General features: G+C 44.4%; 18 protein-coding genes and 1 other annotated feature. Of the genes, 2 read left to right on the forward strand and 16 right to left on the reverse strand.

The genetic code is table 11. The features are described from left to right. Positions 1-93 precede the first annotated feature (93 nt). The 13 genes from ABTV53_RS17740 to ABTV53_RS17800 form a co-directional block, all read right to left on the reverse strand. On the reverse strand, positions 94-1,134 hold the full coding sequence (locus ABTV53_RS17740) for an NAD(P)H-dependent glycerol-3-phosphate dehydrogenase (RefSeq protein WP_421886645.1): 1,041 nt from the start codon (positions 1,132-1,134) through the stop codon (positions 94-96). Further along, a complete protein-coding gene (gene plsY / locus ABTV53_RS17745; RefSeq protein ID WP_421886643.1) occupies positions 1,127-1,750 on the reverse strand; it encodes a glycerol-3-phosphate 1-O-acyltransferase PlsY in 624 nt (207 codons plus the stop codon). Before plsY ends, ABTV53_RS17740 begins: the two co-directional genes overlap by 8 nt. An 11-nt stretch (positions 1,751-1,761) precedes the next feature. Next, positions 1,762-3,084, reverse strand: a complete 1,323-nt coding sequence (der, locus tag ABTV53_RS17750) for a ribosome biogenesis GTPase Der (RefSeq protein WP_076209907.1) — start codon at positions 3,082-3,084, stop codon at positions 1,762-1,764. A gap of 185 nt (positions 3,085-3,269) precedes the next feature. Next, positions 3,270-4,484, reverse strand: coding sequence for a 30S ribosomal protein S1 (gene rpsA / locus ABTV53_RS17755; protein ID WP_062835205.1), 1,215 nt, complete (start codon positions 4,482-4,484; stop codon positions 3,270-3,272). 142 nt (positions 4,485-4,626) lie between these two features. Beyond that, positions 4,627-5,214 carry a lysophospholipid acyltransferase family protein gene (locus tag ABTV53_RS17760; RefSeq protein ID WP_433744824.1) on the reverse strand — a complete coding sequence of 196 codons (588 nt, stop codon included), beginning with the start codon at positions 5,212-5,214 and terminating at the stop codon, positions 4,627-4,629. Further along, positions 5,211-5,915: a (d)CMP kinase gene (gene cmk / locus ABTV53_RS17765; protein ID WP_433744827.1), complete on the reverse strand. Its 705-nt coding sequence runs from the start codon at positions 5,913-5,915 to the stop codon at positions 5,211-5,213. Before cmk ends, ABTV53_RS17760 begins: the two co-directional genes overlap by 4 nt. Before the next feature lie 103 nt (positions 5,916-6,018). Next, entirely contained in the window at positions 6,019-6,243 is a 225-nt protein-coding gene (locus ABTV53_RS17770) for a hypothetical protein (protein ID WP_433744829.1), read from the reverse strand. Positions 6,244-6,305: 62 nt separating this feature from the next. Beyond that, complete coding sequence (locus tag ABTV53_RS17775; RefSeq protein ID WP_433744832.1) at positions 6,306-6,959, reverse strand: flagellar brake protein; 654 nt, start codon at positions 6,957-6,959, stop codon at positions 6,306-6,308. Positions 6,960-7,105: 146 nt separating this feature from the next. Continuing rightward, positions 7,106-8,452 carry a germination protein YpeB gene (gene ypeB, locus ABTV53_RS17780; RefSeq protein ID WP_433744835.1) on the reverse strand — a complete coding sequence of 449 codons (1,347 nt, stop codon included), beginning with the start codon at positions 8,450-8,452 and terminating at the stop codon, positions 7,106-7,108. Positions 8,453-8,573: 121 nt separating this feature from the next. Continuing rightward, positions 8,574-8,744, reverse strand: coding sequence for a hypothetical protein (locus ABTV53_RS17785; protein WP_165980215.1), 171 nt, complete (start codon positions 8,742-8,744; stop codon positions 8,574-8,576). Positions 8,745-8,860: 116 nt separating this feature from the next. Further along, positions 8,861-9,556, reverse strand: coding sequence for a glutamic-type intramembrane protease PrsW (prsW, locus tag ABTV53_RS17790; protein WP_433744837.1), 696 nt, complete (start codon positions 9,554-9,556; stop codon positions 8,861-8,863). A 43-nt stretch (positions 9,557-9,599) separates the two neighbouring features. After that, a complete protein-coding gene (locus ABTV53_RS17795) occupies positions 9,600-10,214 on the reverse strand; it encodes a genetic competence negative regulator (RefSeq protein WP_076209900.1) in 615 nt (204 codons plus the stop codon). A 187-nt stretch (positions 10,215-10,401) separates the two neighbouring features. Continuing rightward, complete coding sequence (locus ABTV53_RS17800; protein ID WP_433744840.1) at positions 10,402-10,755, reverse strand: hypothetical protein; 354 nt, start codon at positions 10,753-10,755, stop codon at positions 10,402-10,404. 94 nt (positions 10,756-10,849) lie between these two features. Here ABTV53_RS17800 and ABTV53_RS17805 point away from each other — a divergent pair, with 94 nt between their 5' ends. Further along, positions 10,850-11,746 carry a polysaccharide deacetylase family protein gene (locus tag ABTV53_RS17805; protein ID WP_433744843.1) on the forward strand — a complete coding sequence of 299 codons (897 nt, stop codon included), beginning with the start codon at positions 10,850-10,852 and terminating at the stop codon, positions 11,744-11,746. Between the two features lie 44 nt (positions 11,747-11,790). Here the strand turns inward: ABTV53_RS17805 and ABTV53_RS17810 are convergent, their stop codons facing one another. From ABTV53_RS17810 to ABTV53_RS17820, 3 genes are read right to left on the reverse strand one after another with little or no spacing between them, the layout of a single operon-like run. Beyond that, the gene (locus ABTV53_RS17810) at positions 11,791-12,588 is read right to left on the reverse strand and encodes a metallophosphoesterase (RefSeq protein ID WP_433754267.1); all 798 of its coding nucleotides are present in this window, start codon (positions 12,586-12,588) and stop codon (positions 11,791-11,793) included. Positions 12,589-12,617: 29 nt separating this feature from the next. Continuing rightward, entirely contained in the window at positions 12,618-13,070 is a 453-nt protein-coding gene (locus ABTV53_RS17815) for a hypothetical protein (RefSeq protein ID WP_433744846.1), read from the reverse strand. Then, positions 13,067-13,660, reverse strand: a complete 594-nt coding sequence (locus ABTV53_RS17820; RefSeq protein WP_036607728.1) for a CPBP family intramembrane glutamic endopeptidase — start codon at positions 13,658-13,660, stop codon at positions 13,067-13,069. The genes ABTV53_RS17815 and ABTV53_RS17820 overlap by 4 nt, the downstream gene beginning before the upstream one ends. A gap of 335 nt (positions 13,661-13,995) precedes the next feature. Beyond that, positions 13,996-14,226 (forward strand) — a binding site (T-box leader). Between the two features lie 199 nt (positions 14,227-14,425). Here ABTV53_RS17820 and serA point away from each other — a divergent pair. Beyond that, complete coding sequence (serA, locus tag ABTV53_RS17825; RefSeq protein ID WP_169482427.1) at positions 14,426-16,021, forward strand: phosphoglycerate dehydrogenase; 1,596 nt, start codon at positions 14,426-14,428, stop codon at positions 16,019-16,021. Positions 16,022-16,185 lie beyond the last annotated feature (164 nt).

Raw genomic sequence — 16,185 nt, forward strand, 5'->3', positions numbered from 1 at the left:
TCCTCCGGCAATACTCATGTGTATAGTATGAGTCCGCGACAGAAAAGGTGAATAAGCTTCTTATTTCACAAGGTACGTTTAGGCTGATTACAATCAGGAATGCCACTGCTCCCAGGTTTCAAGCTTCATGACTTCCATTTCAGTCTTCGGGTCACGTCCCATTAAGGCTTCAACTGCATCACGCGGCTGTCTCTCCTGGAATAAAACGTGATACAACTGATCCGCAATCGGCATTTGCACGCCGTATTTTTGCGAGATGAAATAGGCAGCTTGCGTAGTTCGAATGCCTTCTACAACCATGCCCATGGACTTCAAAACATCATCCAGCTTCTGTCCCTGGCCCAACATGGAACCTGCTCTCCAGTTCCGACTGTGCTGACTTGTAGCCGTTACAACCAGATCCCCGATTCCGGCAAGTCCCGAAAACGTTAGTGGATTTGCTCCCATCTCAACACCAATACGTGTGATTTCTGCCAGACCACGTGTTAGTAAAGCGGCTTTGGCATTATCACCAAATTGAAGACCATCGGACATACCTGCACCAAGCGCAATAATGTTTTTGAATGCGCCTGCCAGCTCAACACCGATCATGTCCCGATTCGTATAAACTCGGAAATAAGCATTCATAAACAAAGCTTGGGCAGACTCTGCAGATGCCTTATCCAGTGAAGCTACAACCACTGTCGTTGGACAACGTTTCACCACTTCTTCCGCATGACTTGGGCCAGAAAGAACAACAAGACGACCTTCTTCACATTCAAGCTCTTCTGAAATGACGGTGGACATCCGTTTGAGGCTTTCTGTCTCAAAACCTTTGGTTGCATGAATGACTAACATCTCAGGTTTGTAATAAACCTTAAGCTGGTTCGTAACTGCACGCATGGCTGAAGAAGGCGCAACAATTAACACAGCTATAGCGCCTTCCACTGCAGCTTCCATATCCGTGGTTGCTTGAATCCGTGGTGAAAGCTCCGCATCCGGAAGATAGCGAGTGTTGGTGTGCTTGCTATTGATTTCGTTAGCCTGGTCTTCACCACGTGTCCACATCATCACGTCCAACTGATTAGCAGCGAGTACACTGGCCAGAGCCGTTCCCCAGCTCCCAGCGACCAGAACAGCAACTTTTTTAGACAACACGTTTACCCCCTCCAGGGTTTTTCGATCCCAATTTATTTTCCTGTCCTTTGGCGAGCTTCGCAATATTGGTACGATGTCTCCAGAACGCAAACAGACAAATAATCAGACTCCCCCAGAAGATATTCATTGAATATCCGGGTAATACCATGATAAAGATGGGTGTAAATGCTACAAAAATCAGAGACCCCAATGAGACATATCGTGTCAATACAATAGACAGAATAGCGATAACCCCAGCACATAACGCAGGTAGGAAAGCAAGACTCACCAGGACACCAATGGCTGTGGCAATGCCTTTTCCTCCACGAAAATGGAAGTAGAGCGGCCAGTTATGTCCTGCAATGGCTGCTATACCACTGAGTGCGGGAATCCAGGCAGAACCTTCGCTCAGCCAGATTCCAATCCATACAGCTGCAACACCTTTAAGTACATCAAGTAACAGAACAGCAATTGCCGGTCCTTTACCCAAAATACGCAACGTATTGGTAGCTCCTGCGTTTCCGCTTCCGTGCTGACGAATATCGATCCCCCGTATCGCTTTTGCAAGGAGGACACTAAAGCTGATCGAACCGAGCAGATAACTCAGTACAATCGCTGCGATTTGTAAAATCACACACTTCTCCCCTAACTTTCGTCGGACTTCTTCCGAGTAAATATGCGAATTGGTGTTCCTTCGAAATCAAACGCCGCACGGATTTTATTCTCCAGATAGCGCTCGTAAGAGAAGTGCATCAACTCAGGGTCGTTCACAAAAATAACCATGGTCGGCGGTTTAACTGCAACCTGAGTCACATAGTTAATTCTCATTCTCCGTCCTTTATCTGTTGGCGGAGGGTTAATTGCAACTGCATCAGATACCACATCGTTAAGCAGATGGGTCTGCACACGTAATGAATGCTGCTCTGCTACGCGTTGCACCACCGGCAACAGTTTTTGTAAGCGTTGTTTTGTGAGGGCTGACAAGAATACAACCGGAGCATAAGTCATAAACAGGAAGTGATCCCGTATTTTTCTCTCAAACTCTTTCATCGTTTTGTCATGCTTCTCTACCACGTCCCATTTGTTGACGACAAACAATGACGCTTTACCAGCTTCGAATGCATAGCCTGCGATATGCTTGTCCTGTTCAATAATGCCTTCTTCGCCATTAATGACAATCAGAACAACATCTGCACGCTCAATCGCACGCATCGCACGCATTACACTGTATTTCTCAGTTGTTTCATATACTTTACCACGCTTACGCATACCTGCTGTATCAATCAGTACGTAACGTTGGCCGTCTTTTTCAAAAGGTGTATCAATTGCATCCCGGGTCGTTCCAGCCACATCACTTACAATGACACGCTCTTCTCCCAGAATCGCGTTCACCAGTGAAGATTTACCCACATTAGGACGTCCGATCAGAGCTACACGAATAACATCTTCATCGTAAGTCTCTTCCTCAAGTTCTGGCAACTTCTCCACAATTGCATCAAGCAAATCACCTACACCTGTACCGTGACTTCCGGATACGCCGATGGGATCACCGAAACCAAATCCATAAAACTCATAAATGAGCTCACTTCGTCCGATATTATCCACTTTGTTAACGGCTACAACAATAGGCTTGCCTGAGCGGTAGAGCATCTCTGCTACCTCTTCATCCGATTGCGTAATACCTGCTTTTGCATCACACATGAATACAATAACATCCGCTTCTTCAATAGCGAGCTCTGCTTGCATCCGAATCGACTTTAAGATTACATCTTCACCATCAATTTCGATACCACCTGTATCAATAATACTAAATGGTTTACCGTTCCATTCGCCGATTCCATATATACGGTCACGGGTAATGCCCGGCTTGTCTTCCACAATGGCCAGTCTGTCGCCGATGATCCGATTGAAAATGGTGGATTTACCCACGTTCGGTCGTCCGACAATTGCCACAACGGGTCTTGCCATACATTCCACTCCTCCTGTCCATACTTACGATACTCATCATAGCAAAAAAGATATGTCTTGGCTAACGTTTCATGCCAAATTACTCGCAATAAAAACAATCGGCGAACCCGCCTTGGGCTCGCCGATCTTGCTATTGTTATTCAGCAAAATATGCAGTATATAACTTAGAACCATGCATTGTTAACTTATTTGAATTTGCTGAGTTTGTCACCAAACAGTTCGCCGAGCGTAGTGCTCATTCCTTGATTGTTCAAGGAAACGTTTGGATTGTTGATTTCTTCACGCGGAGCGTTGTTTCTAGCCGGACGCTCTGATTTTTGTGGTTGAGCAGGAGCTTCTTCAGTTTCTTTGATGCTCAAGCTTACACGTTGCTCAGAAGGGTTCATGTCCAAGATTTTAACTTGAACTTCCTGTCCTTCTTTCAGCACTTCATGCGGCGTGCCGATGTGTTTGTGGGAGATTTGCGAAATATGCACAAGTCCTTCAACACCAGGAGCGATTTCAACAAATGCACCGAAGTCAACCAGACGTTTTACCACACCTGTTACGATATCGCTGGAATTGAATTTTTCGCTTGCTGTTTCCCAAGGACCTGGTTGAACAGCTTTCATGCTCAGGCTGATTTTGCCTTTTTCAGGGTCAACTTTCAGTACTTTCACACTAACTTTATCGCCTTCAGACAGTACGTCGGATGGTTTTTCAACGTGTGTCCAAGCCAGCTCGGATACGTGAACCAAACCGTCAACTCCGCCCACATCAACGAAAGCACCGAATTGAGTCAAACGTTGTACTGTACCTTCGATCACTTGACCTTCTTGCAAACCAGCCATTACTGTAGCTTTGTTTGCTTCGAATTCTTGCTCCAGTACGTCTTTTTGGGAAAGGATCACTTTGTTGTTCTCACGGTCGATCTCTTTCACTTTAACACGCAATGTGCGTCCTTTGTAGTCGCTGAAGTCTTCAACGAAATGGCGTTCAACCATGGAAGCCGGGATAAATCCACGTACGCCCACGTCTGCTACCAGACCGCCTTTAACAACATCACCTACAACAACTTCGAATACGTCTTGGTCTTCAAAATGCTTTTGCAATTGATCCCATGCGTTTTCGCTGTCGATTGCACGTTTGGACAAAACGAGTTTTTCTTTCTCGTCGTCGATGCTAAGAACTTTAGCTTCAACTTCTTGTCCAACTTCTACTGCATCAGACGCGCTGTCTACATGTAATGAAGACAGTTCACGAATTGGAATGACACCGTCATATTTATATCCAATGCTCACATAGGCTTGGTTATCTTCCAATTTGACGATGGTTCCTTTTACGGTATCTCCTTTTTTCAAGGAAACGAATTGATCCAACTCATCTTGGGTTGCTTCTTGATTTTTCATTTCTTCCGACATGTCAAATACCCTCCTCAATTCAAAAACCCCATTATATTCAAACCTGCCTATAGCAGAGTTCAAAACACTTTCATCACTGAGTGCTCAAGCTTTAGTCTCCCTCAAAAATATGGAAACATGCACTCAGCTACCGACGAAGCCATTACTTGCTTGGCACGCCCGTTTGCACCATTTCGTTAATCTTGGACATAATTTTTTCAGTCGCCTTCTCCAGAGCTTCTCCAGATGGGTCTTCCTTAAACTCGTCCAAATTCACTGGTGCTCCATATACAACTTTCATCTTACGAAAAACTTTGTAGTTACCGATAATAGCAGTAGGAATAACTGTAGCGCCACTGCGGAGAGCAAAACTCGCTGCTCCTTTTTTTCCGATACCTCCGTCATTGTGACGGCTTCCCGAGGGGAAGATCCCAAGCACTTGACCATCACGCAAAATATTGAGTGAGGTTTTGATGGATTCCTTGCTGACACCTCCACGTTTAACGGGGAAAGCGCCCACGGCTTTAATAATTCGGCCGAGTACCGGAATTTCAAACAATTCGCTTTTGGCCATGAAACGCACCTGACGGCGAATTTTGATACCAACAGTTGGAGGATCGAAGTTACTAATATGATTGGAACATAAAAGTACGCCGCCTTCTTTCGGGATATTCTCCCGTCCAACAGCCTCCAAGCGGAAAAGAATGGTGTAAATGATCCGCAGTAATGTGCTGCAAAATGTGTAAATCATAGACCGATCTCTCCTCTGACCATTGTGCAATAAGATACGATTTTGTCAACCACTTCATGAATGTTCATCTCCGTTGTATCAAGGACGATCGCATCCTCAGCACAACGCAGTGGGGAAATTTCCCGATTCTCATCCAATCTGTCACGGGTGGCAATATCTCGCTCCAGCTGTTGCAACGTCAGTCCTTCAGAGGGGTCCAGTTCTTTGAAGCGGCGAAGCGCACGCTCTTCCACACTGGCAGTCATGAAGATTTTCACTTCCGCATCGGGCAATACTGTCGTTCCGATATCGCGTCCATCCATGACGACGCCCTTGCGCAAAGCCATTTGCCGCTGAGTATCCACTAATTGCGTACGCAGCCCCTCGATTTGCGCATATCGGGACACGATTCCCGTCACTTCACGGGAGCGGATTTCCGAGGTTACATCTTCCCCATTACAGAACACTTTCTGTCCGTCGGGATCCGGTTGTAAATCAATGACCAGCTTTTGGGCTTCCTGAAGTACCTGTGTCACTTCTTCCGGCGCAATATCTTTCCGAATCATGTGCAAGGTTACCGCACGGTACATTGCGCCTGTATCGACGTATACATACGCGAGCGCCTCTGCAACCAATCGGGCCACCGTGCTTTTCCCGGCACCGGCAGGTCCGTCAATTGCAACGTTCATTTTCCCGTTCTCTGATGTGTTCTGGCTTGCCAACGGGGCATTCCTCCTCAAACGATAAACCTCAATAAAAAAACAGGCATTGCCTGCATCGTGAAAATTATACCACACTCTACACATGGATGCAAAAACAGACAAATCACGGATGTTCGTAATCATTTAACGACTGCACTTGAATCGGTGTACCTTCCAGGCGGTCAATAGTAGTCAAATTCTTTTTGAACCCTGGCACCAACAGCAGTAATTGATACACCAACAGCAGGATTAGAAGGGATGTAATCAGAATCGTAACCCTTCGCTCCATTCGCCTGGAGAACACATAATAAAGTCGTTCATATCTGCGGGCTGCATGACGATGATTCATGGCCATACCTCCGTTTTTTCATTACGTTACCCGCAGTTCCCTCTCTTTATGCCACAACATTCCTATTTTGTGCGATAATCCAGTTGCCGTTCGAAACAAAACTTGATAATTTTCTGGCGCTCCGAATCTGAGATCTGCACAAATTTCAGCATGCATAACTGTCTGCCGGTTTCCATGGTTTTGATTCGCACAACTTCAGCTTCAAAATTCACGTGTTCAATGGTTGAATTCCGGTAGGGAACAAGCAACCAGCATTTCAATTTTTGACCTTCAGCAATTGAAAACCCTGTTTCGCCGTAGATAGACAATCCACCGCCGCCAATATCTTCAGTCAATCCGACGGCACGGGTCAGGTCTTCACTCTGGATGGCCAATTCGAGGTTTGCATGAACACGAAGAAAGCTGCGCCGTTGTATTTTGGATATATCGCTCGGAAGCGGTTTGCGGATACGGACAAGACGGACCACATCTTCCTCAAATCCCATGACATAGGTATTAAAATAATGCCGGACCCCATCCTCCGTAATATATGAAATGGACAATTCCTCTCCGAAAAAGAGCCTTTTCAGACGGCTGCTTCCTTGTTGCATCGGGACCTCAATCAGAAAACTGCTATCATCCATATCCGCTATGCGTGATTTGTATTCTTTGTGTTCCTCTTTTTCATCTGCAGAAGCAATCTGGATGTATAAAATTTCATTTATTTTAGGAAACAAGCTGTTCACCGCCACTTTATGTATTTATCTTCGTATGTACAAGGACTATTATACCATGACCTTTCTCACATTGAACAAGAAAAACAGACCACATCGTGGTCTGCCGCAATTATTTGCTCAAATTCAAATTCGAATTATCCATCTTTTTATGAGGTTGCATTGACCGGTTTGATCTCTTCAACCGCTTCTTCTATTCCTGTATTCGCATTAATGTATATCCGGTAACGAGAACCGTTAATTTTCCCTCCGAATTCATAACACAATACTTCTTTGCTGTAATCATTCTCAATCAGGGATTTGCGAGCATAATTTTCTTCGAACTCCGCATTAAGCTTTTTCCGCGCTTGTTGCTCCGTAAGAGTTGCTTTCGGAATTTTGCGCTTGTCATTATGTTCGTAGACAAAGTCACTCGCCTGGAAGCCGGTTACTTCGCCTGTATCCAAGCCTACACGAACTGACATTTTCTCGGGATAGATCAAGGTATCCCCTTGCTTACGCACATAAGTAAGGTTACCCAGATTCCCATATTCATCGTAGTTTACAGCCTTCATATCCTTATAGCCTTTGTTTATTAGAAATTGATCTGCTTTAGCCATGGCATTCTGACGAGATACTTTTTTGGTTCCGATTGGACGCGTATCACTGTAGGAGATGAGCATTCCGCCATTACGGGTGAAATCCATCATCAGTTTGCCATTCTTGGCATGATCAATCGTGGCAGTGTAGGACTCCCAGTCTGTTCCTTTGCCGTTCTCCTGCACTTGGATTTTGCTACTGTCTGTATCAGAAAATTTTGCAGCCTTGCTCTGAATCTGTTCTTTGGTCACCGGCAAGCCGTCCAGTTTCTTCACTGATCGTTTTGCATAGATATTGGATACGGAAGGACCCCAATCAAGCTCCGGGTATTCCTGTACCTTTTTGTTCACAGTACGAAAACCATCAACGATCGTGTTATCCATTGTTTCCTCTTGCGTTGCCATGGCAGTCTCTGCATCCATCCAGCGTAATCGGTCCGTCAGGACTTTCTGCTGTACATCCTGCAGATTCTTGGTAATCTCGGATGAATTTTGATACAGTTTTTTCAGATTGCCCATTTCCTTCTCATTTAGCGGTTCTTTCGTCAAATCACGCATCGACGCCCGATAGGCAAAGTTGGAGATACGCGAGAGAAACTCTTCAGTCTCGTTAAATGGCAGCATGGTGAGTGGCAGTTGATTGATTTCATTCTGTGCTTCACTGGTGAGTCGCCAAACATTCATCAAACCTTTGCGATGCATCCCCTGTGATGTGGTGTTAACCGCCAATGTATTGCCAATCTCCGAATGCAATTTGTCCATATGAAAAGATAAATCGTGAAAGGCACGCTGATATTGATTCTCTGCCTTGATCAGTATTGCATTCTTCTCCTGATTCTCCTGATAGCCCCATACAAGCGCACCAACCAGCAGAACTGCAAATATCGGAAACATAACTGAACTTAAACGTTTATACATCGATAGAGTCTCCTTTCTTCTAAACCACTACCTCTATTGTGGATCGAAGAAAGATCTCTTATGCATGCGATTTCCAGTCCTTATACAAGCAGTCAGGTAATATGACGTTGGATTCCGCCTTTTAATTGAGCTGAATCCCAGTAGCCATGCCTTCTTCTTCAATTTCAAATTGGTCCCTGTTATCACAAAGACACTGCTTAAAACCAGTCTCAATTCGCCCCCGTTCTTTCTTGCCTCGTAATGTAAAACGCTCACCGCATTGTTTGCATCTGATTTTAATCTTAATTCTCATCACCACAAACCCCGTTTCTATTGGTCATTCCCCGGAAGTTTATCCAGACAAAATAAAAACACACCAGGGCCGCAGGCGCAAAATGCGCTTTATGTCCACCAGTGTGTCCGTATTTTTTATAATTTAACCTCTTCCTCCCGTTTCACAAAACGAAAAGGAGATCGGTTATTGGCACGTGTAATTTTACCGATTGCTCCGTACCACAGGCCCGCCATGAGTGGCGCTATAAACCACAACCAATTATTGATCATTGTGTTCATGATGACATCGTACAATGAATGCCAGAAAAAAGGTGAGAAAAGAGAAAGCACCAGGTACCACCGCTTTTTCTTACCACCGATAAACTTGGCTTTACCCATATAATACCCCATGATTACCGCAAACATAGCGTGCCCTGAAACAGGGAGCAGTGCCCGAAGAAACATGGCTGAGACGGATGCAGTCCCCGCAAAGGCATACAACACATTCTCAACAGTGGCAAATCCAAGTGAAACAGCGACTGCATATAAGATCCCGTCATATGGCTCATCAAATTCAGTGTGATTATAGATGATATGATAAAGTACGAACCATTTGAGGAATTCCTCCACACCACCTGAGATCAGAATGGCCTCAACATAAGGATTATCACCGAGCCACATCATCATACCACGCTGAATAATCATCACAGGAAGTACCATCAAGATCCCCATGAGGAAAACGCGCAATACCATATGAAGTGGCTCATAATCATAACGGTCTTTCAGGTAAAAGTATGTTAACAAGGCGAGACCCGGAGCAACTGCTGCCGCTAAGACCGAAAACAAAAGCACCGAAATTCCCTCCTCTGACTAAAGACACGATTACAACTAGAGATTAATCCTGGCGTTTGAAGTGGGTGCAGATAACATCAATCGCTTGTGCAGGAATAACAACCTTACCATACTCTTCCATAACTGCTGGTGTTACTGAGGAGCCTTCACCAAATTCAGCAAGCAAGGCAATCAATGCCGCATGTTTGGTGGAGTCTACCTCATCTGGCTCCAAATGCAGGAACCACTTGTCTTTATAAGAATAAAGTCTCCCAGCATCCGTAACATGCTGACGCAACATATGTGCAGCTTCAATGAGCACTTCAAAGTCCTTGAATGCATAAACGATGGAATCGCTTTGCTCGAGTGTAACTTCCATTTCATATACTTCTTCAGGAAGATCATCTTCATGACCTGAACCATATTGTTGCGGATCATATTTTCCACGTGTGACAATGACAACCATCCCTTGAGCGGGAAGTGCGAATACTTCGACAGCGAGTGGACCTGTAGCATCAAATCCAAGTTCGGAATAGGCCTGATCCATCATTTCAGTGAACAGTTCATGAACCTTAGGTATTTCCTGCCACATATCTTCTTTTTGTATTCCGCGCTCGCTCAGATCGTCAAAGGTCAGGAAAATCCGTATCTTATCGTGACTTAGTCGTTCTATTTTCATACAGGATCTCCCCTTTATAAGCAAGTCTTATAACAGATTATGAAGCACAAAACAATATGTGCTGAAAATAAATCTATGTAGTTATGTTATCATTTTATACCTCTAAATGCACGAAGTAAAATCGACAAAAAAAGAATCATTCCACAGCCAATCTAGACTGTGGATGATTCTAATTGGAGATTTTGGTTTATAAACCCGGTACTGTTGTGTTTGTTTGACTTAAAATTTGCTCAACTTCATGCTTCACATCCGGATTGGTGCGAATAAAATCTTTAAGCATGCTCATATTCGCTTCTTTTTCCTGCGGTGTGATTGCTCTTGTGCTTTTTGCTGCTGAATTTTTGTGTGATTCACCATGTTGATTTTGCTTGCTTGTGAACCCATCCATACCTGGGAAAGTCATCTCCATCATCTTATGTTTTGCCTGATCCATCATATTTCGTGATGAACCCGATGACATCATGGGCAATTTGCCTTTGGACAACCATGAACTGGCTGCAACACCAATGACAATACCCCAAAAAAAGGATGACGTCTTCATTACACCAACCTCCTTCAAGTGTTAAAATCATATTTAGTGTTTGCGGGAGCGAGCGATCTCATTCCGTATAAATACAGGAAAGCGAGTTGAAATCATGTTCAGACATACCGCCGCATTGATAATTGCTGCAAGTTTGCTGCTCTCAGCATGTGGTACAGCGGAAGAAAAAACATCTGATAATTCCGCACCAGCAGACGAATCGACTATCACGGTTCAAGAAGAGCAAGGTAACTCTAACCCAATTGAAACAGGAGAACCCGGAAATGAAGTGTCCGATCCTTCAACAGTCGATTTCACTGCGACAGAAGAAGAAACTAAATCTTCGGAGAAGGTTTCTACAGAAGAGAAAGTGGAAAAGACATATCATATGAATGAAAATTATTATATTAAACCAAATGATGAAGCGAGCCCAAACAAAGTGGTCTTGTTAACTTTTGATGATGGACCCAAAGAAGAAAAAATGATTACTTCACTGATCGACACTTTAGATAAACATAACGCTAAAGCGATATTTTTCGTCAATGGATATCGGGTGAAAACCCATCCGGAATTGCTCAAACTCATACATGAACGGGGGCAGATTGTAGGCAATCATGCCTGGGATCATGAAGATCTTAAAAAAATGACCAAAGCTGAGGCGGCAAAACAGGTTACAGATGTCCAAAAAATAGTGAAGGATACCATTGGTGAGGAGCCACAATTCTTCCGTCCACCTTTTGGATCCGGTAATGACGCGCTGAAGGCTACTGTAAAGAAAAATGGGATGTTATATATGACATGGTCTAACGGTTCACTCGATTGGGATAAAAGCACCAAAGACAAACCGGAAAAAGTCATTCAAAATGTACTTGACCAGTTAAATCCGGGAAGCAATATTTTGATGCATGAATTGCCATGGACGGTTGAAGCATTGGATGAGTTGCTGACCAAGCTTGAAAAGAAAGGCTACTCCTTTGTAGATCCGCGTGCAATAGAATTGGAAGCCCGTTAATCCCTATTCTCGCTTCAAAAGTTAAACAGCCTTGATCCAATGGATCAAGGCTGTTTCTCTGTGAGTGTTTTTTTTGCGGGCACTCTTAACGTAATGATATGCATCTCCGCCGGACAACCTAGTCGGAGAGGAAGATGATTTGTGCCGTATCCTCTGCTAACAAGCATTTTACCTTCTTGGTGAACATCCTCCGGACTGAGCTTCAGGGAGTACCACCCATTCGATATGGGACGATACGCTTTGCTCAGGAACACAGGTCCGAAAAGTGGTAAAACCAATTGTCCGCCATGTGTGTGACCACTTAAAATAAGATCTGCATTTTGCTCCAAGCGAAGAGCTTGCAAAGGATCATGAACGATAGCAATCTTGCAAAAATGGTCGCCAATCTGCTGTAGCAAACCATCACCCTGTTTGGATCGATAATCTATACCGATCAGGCTTAATCTGTCGCTGCCCCGTTGCAGATATTCCACATGATCCTGCAGGAGCTGAACGCCCGATTCTCGGAAAATTCGAGCAAGTTGAGCGGTACCAGCTCGCTTGTCATGGTTTCCATACACGATAAAAGAAGGAGCAATGTTCGATAAAAGTTTCATATTATGTCTAACCAGAGACCATGAGATTCCTTTTTCTGCAACGTCCCCACCAATCAGAACCCAGTCCACCTTGTTTTTAAAGTGTTCCAGATCCTTCTGCTTCAGCTTGCGCTTATGAGTGTCGGATACATACAAAATCGTGGCCCCGTCAAAGGATGTTGGCAGATGAGGAACTTCAACCTCTTCTTCAATCATTTGATGAACATGGGCTTCACGCCACATATGAAAGAGTAACAAAACTCCCATCAAAATGACTAATCCTGCGAGTACTAACATTACCACGGCAAGGGAAGGAACGTGTTCAGAGCGGGTGCCCCTTTCACTCCCCACCACACCAGACTAATTGTTAGCAGGACAAAAATAAAAATGAGTGAATTGACAAACCTCTTGCTCAATTTTAAACGACGTGAAGGATGTAATTCTGTTCGTGTAGGAAGCGAACCCGCTTCGGGGATCGATTCTTCCGTTGATTTTGGCGTTTTTTTGGAGCGTGATGGTGCTCTTTGAGGAAGTACTGGACTTTCCAGCTTTTCTGTATAAGGCTTGCGCTGTGATCTAGGTAAAGAAACGGAAGTTATTGGTGTGATTCCGCCAACCTCAGCAGCTGCTGCCGTTTCAGCAACTATGCTTACTTGAGAAGCCACCTGACGCTCGGATTTCTCTTTTTTATCCGATTGACGATGGCGCTGACTGCCATATGTCTTCATTCTACTTAATGGCTGATTCATGATCCCCTCCGAAAACGTATCGCTAATCCGGACACCAAATCAATAATAAAGTGACATAATATAGGCGCCCATAATGTGCCGGACTGCAAGTAAATCCAACCCAATCCATAACTTGAGACAAACACCCAGCCCGTTGGAATCCAGTGTCGCAAATAACGAATATGGATAACTGCAAATAAAATACTTGTCCAGTAAGGACCGATGGCATGTTGGATGGCTCCACGGAATAATAATTCCTCACACACAGCAACAATGGCTGCTATACATACAATGTGCCAGATCGGACGCCCACGGAAAAGCATCTCGTTAATTCCACCGTCATCCATGCTTTCCTGAGGTATAACATACGATAGTACCAAGTCCATAACAAGCATAATTCCTGCAAGTCCAAGACCCCACCATATAAATTGGTAATTGTCAGGCCATGCGAGTACATCTAACAAGTTTCGTTTCTGCAATAAGATCCACACAACTCCGATAATCAGTGTCAGACCTTGTGTAAAGTATAGATTGATTAAAAGCAAACGCTCGGTAAGCTGCTGTGGCTCAGCCTTCTGAATCTTGAACTTGGGAAACTTGAATTTTTTCATCGGATGCGTCTGTCCTCTTGAGTTAAATTTGATGGATAACAATTACGTTGTCCAATCGGATAGTATACTAAATGATAGCCAAAAAACCAAATAGGTTCAAGACCTGCCCCAAGTCCTGGTTTGGTGTTCGTGTCATTACTTCATTAAAGCAGTAAAACCCAGTTCACCAAACAGCTTATATTCCATCTTCTTGCGGTAGGTATATTAACTATTGTATTACTTATGGTGACTCTGTTTATGTGTGAATCTAAAGACATCTGCAAAACAATTTAAAACATTTAAGCCTATTGACATGCTCATGTCAGCCATGATACATTATGAAAAAATTAGTCACGTTAAACACGATGATGGAAAAAAGACGTTGCTTCGTCTTACAGAGAGCCGATGGTAGGTGTGAATCGGTGGCAGGCAAATGGTCTTGAGCGCTCCTGAGTTATTGCATTGAAATTGGAGTAGGTGCAATCGGTTTAGACCCGTTATCCTCTTCGGTCTTCATTGACCGCTAAGACTGTCGTTGCGAAACGGCGGTGAATTAGGGTGGTACCACGACAACTCTCGTCCCTTATTGCGCAAGCAGTATGTGGATTGAGAGTTTTTTGATTTATTTTAAAGGATATCTGTGGGATCACTCTATTTGCTTCACCTTCCCCCTCTGCTGCGACACCGCGTTGTTGGGCGGAAGAATCAACCTGGTTTTAAGGAATACCTCTTCGCTGAGGTCAGACCTTGACGATATAGATACACATACCTAAGGAGGAAGAAACCATGTACAAAGTGTTAGTGTCGGACCCTATCAGTGATCTGGGAATCCAGCAACTGGTGGATGCAAATGATGTTGTTGTTGAGAAGAAAACCGGTCTTAGTGAAGATGAACTTGTTGCCATTATTGGTGATTATGATGCTCTCTTGGTTCGCAGCCAGACTCGTGTTACAGATCGTATTATGACGGCTGGTACCAACCTTAAGGTGATCGGACGTGCAGGTGTTGGTGTAGATAACATTGATCTGGAAGCTGCTACACAGCGCGGTATCATCGTTATTAACGCACCTGATGGCAATACCATCACAACCTGTGAGCACACGTTTGCCATGATGATGGCATTGGCACGACACATTCCTCAGGCATACGCCAAGACTATTCAGGGTACGTGGGATCGTAAAACTTTCCTGGGTGTGGAATTAAGAAATAAAACGCTGGGTGTACTGGGTATGGGACGGATCGGTAGCGAAGTTGCCAAACGCGCCAAAGCATTCGGAATGGACATCCTTGCATACGACCCGTTCCTGACGGAGGAGCGTGCCGAGAAGCTGCAAGTGAAGCTGGCTAGTGTAGATGATATCATTCGCAATGCGGACTTCATGACCGTTCACACGCCATTAACACCGGAAACACGGCACATGATTTCACGCCCACAATTCGAAGTGATGAAAAAAGGGATGCGTATCATCAACTGTGCTCGTGGCGGTGTAGTTGACGAGATGGCACTTGTGGAAGCCATTGACGAAGGAATTGTTGCCGGAGCAGCATTTGACGTATTTGAAAGTGAACCACCTGCTCAGGACCATCCATTCCTGAATCACCCTAGTATCATTGTCACACCTCACCTTGGTGCATCCACTGTTGAGGCACAAGAAAATGTAGCGATTGACGTATCTGAACAAGTTCTTCATATTTTGCGCAATGAACCATTCAAAAACGCAGTTAACATGCCGGCTGTTGCACCAACTGTAATGAACAAATTGCAGCCTTATTTCAAATTGGGTGAAACGTTGGGTAGTTTTGCAGCACAGATTACACAAAATGCAGTGCAGGAGATTCGGATCGACTATGCTGGTGAACTTTCTGAAGTAGATACATCTCCTCTTACGCGTTACATTGTGAAGGGTATTCTTGCCAGACATTTGGGTGGGGAAGCCAACATCGTCAACTCAATGCATTTGGCCAAAATCCGTGATCTGAATGTCGTTGTAAGCCAAACCTCCGCAACCAAAGGATTCACTAACCTGATTACCGTAACATTGGTTACAACTCAGGATGCTGAGGAACGCCGTGTAGCGGGTACATTGCTTGCAGGTTATGGAGAGCGTATCGTTCGTCTGGACAAATTCCCGGTAGATATCGCTCCGGAAAGTCATCAAATCTTGATCTCCCATAACGATAAACCAGGTATTATCGGTCGTGTGGGCACACTGCTTGGACAAAATGAAGTCAACATCGCATCCATGCAGGTTGGACGTAAAATTATTGGTGGTGCAGCGATCATGATTCTGACCGTAGATAAAGCTGTTCCAAAAGATGTGCTTGTGCAGCTTGCTGCGCTGCCTGAGATTAATACTGCTGTTGAAATCGTGCTGGAATAATTAAACGTATATATAAATGTATAAGGAGAGACGGGACCCTCGTGGTTCCCGTCTCTTTCTGTCGTGTACCGCTGAAATATCGGTGATGAAGATTGCAAACAAAATAATAGTGGAACTCAACAATCTGATACACCAACCCATATGAACTCCGCTTGTTTTGCTCA

This window comes from Paenibacillus amylolyticus, from assembly GCF_050990605.1.
Classification (GTDB): domain Bacteria; phylum Bacillota; class Bacilli; order Paenibacillales; family Paenibacillaceae; genus Paenibacillus; species Paenibacillus amylolyticus_H.

Coding starts and splice junctions, on each gene's coding strand:
- der (WP_076209907.1), bottom strand. CDS start 3,084: ATGGCAAGACCCGTTGTGGCAATTGTCGGACGACCGAACGTGGGTAAA.
- rpsA (WP_062835205.1), bottom strand. CDS start 4,484: ATGTCGGAAGAAATGAAAAATCAAGAAGCAACCCAAGATGAGTTGGAT.
- ABTV53_RS17760 (WP_433744824.1), bottom strand. CDS start 5,214: ATGATTTACACATTTTGCAGCACATTACTGCGGATCATTTACACCATT.
- ABTV53_RS17770 (WP_433744829.1), bottom strand. CDS start 6,243: ATGAATCATCGTCATGCAGCCCGCAGATATGAACGACTTTATTATGTG.
- ypeB (WP_433744835.1), bottom strand. CDS start 8,452: ATGTATAAACGTTTAAGTTCAGTTATGTTTCCGATATTTGCAGTTCTG.
- ABTV53_RS17785 (WP_165980215.1), bottom strand. CDS start 8,744: ATGAGAATTAAGATTAAAATCAGATGCAAACAATGCGGTGAGCGTTTT.
- ABTV53_RS17795 (WP_076209900.1), bottom strand. CDS start 10,214: ATGAAAATAGAACGACTAAGTCACGATAAGATACGGATTTTCCTGACC.
- ABTV53_RS17800 (WP_433744840.1), bottom strand. CDS start 10,755: ATGAAGACGTCATCCTTTTTTTGGGGTATTGTCATTGGTGTTGCAGCC.
- ABTV53_RS17805 (WP_433744843.1), top strand. CDS start 10,850: ATGTTCAGACATACCGCCGCATTGATAATTGCTGCAAGTTTGCTGCTC.
- ABTV53_RS17810 (WP_433754267.1), bottom strand. CDS start 12,588: ATGGGAGTTTTGTTACTCTTTCATATGTGGCGTGAAGCCCATGTTCAT.
- ABTV53_RS17815 (WP_433744846.1), bottom strand. CDS start 13,070: ATGAATCAGCCATTAAGTAGAATGAAGACATATGGCAGTCAGCGCCAT.
- ABTV53_RS17820 (WP_036607728.1), bottom strand. CDS start 13,660: ATGAAAAAATTCAAGTTTCCCAAGTTCAAGATTCAGAAGGCTGAGCCA.
- serA (WP_169482427.1), top strand. CDS start 14,426: ATGTACAAAGTGTTAGTGTCGGACCCTATCAGTGATCTGGGAATCCAG.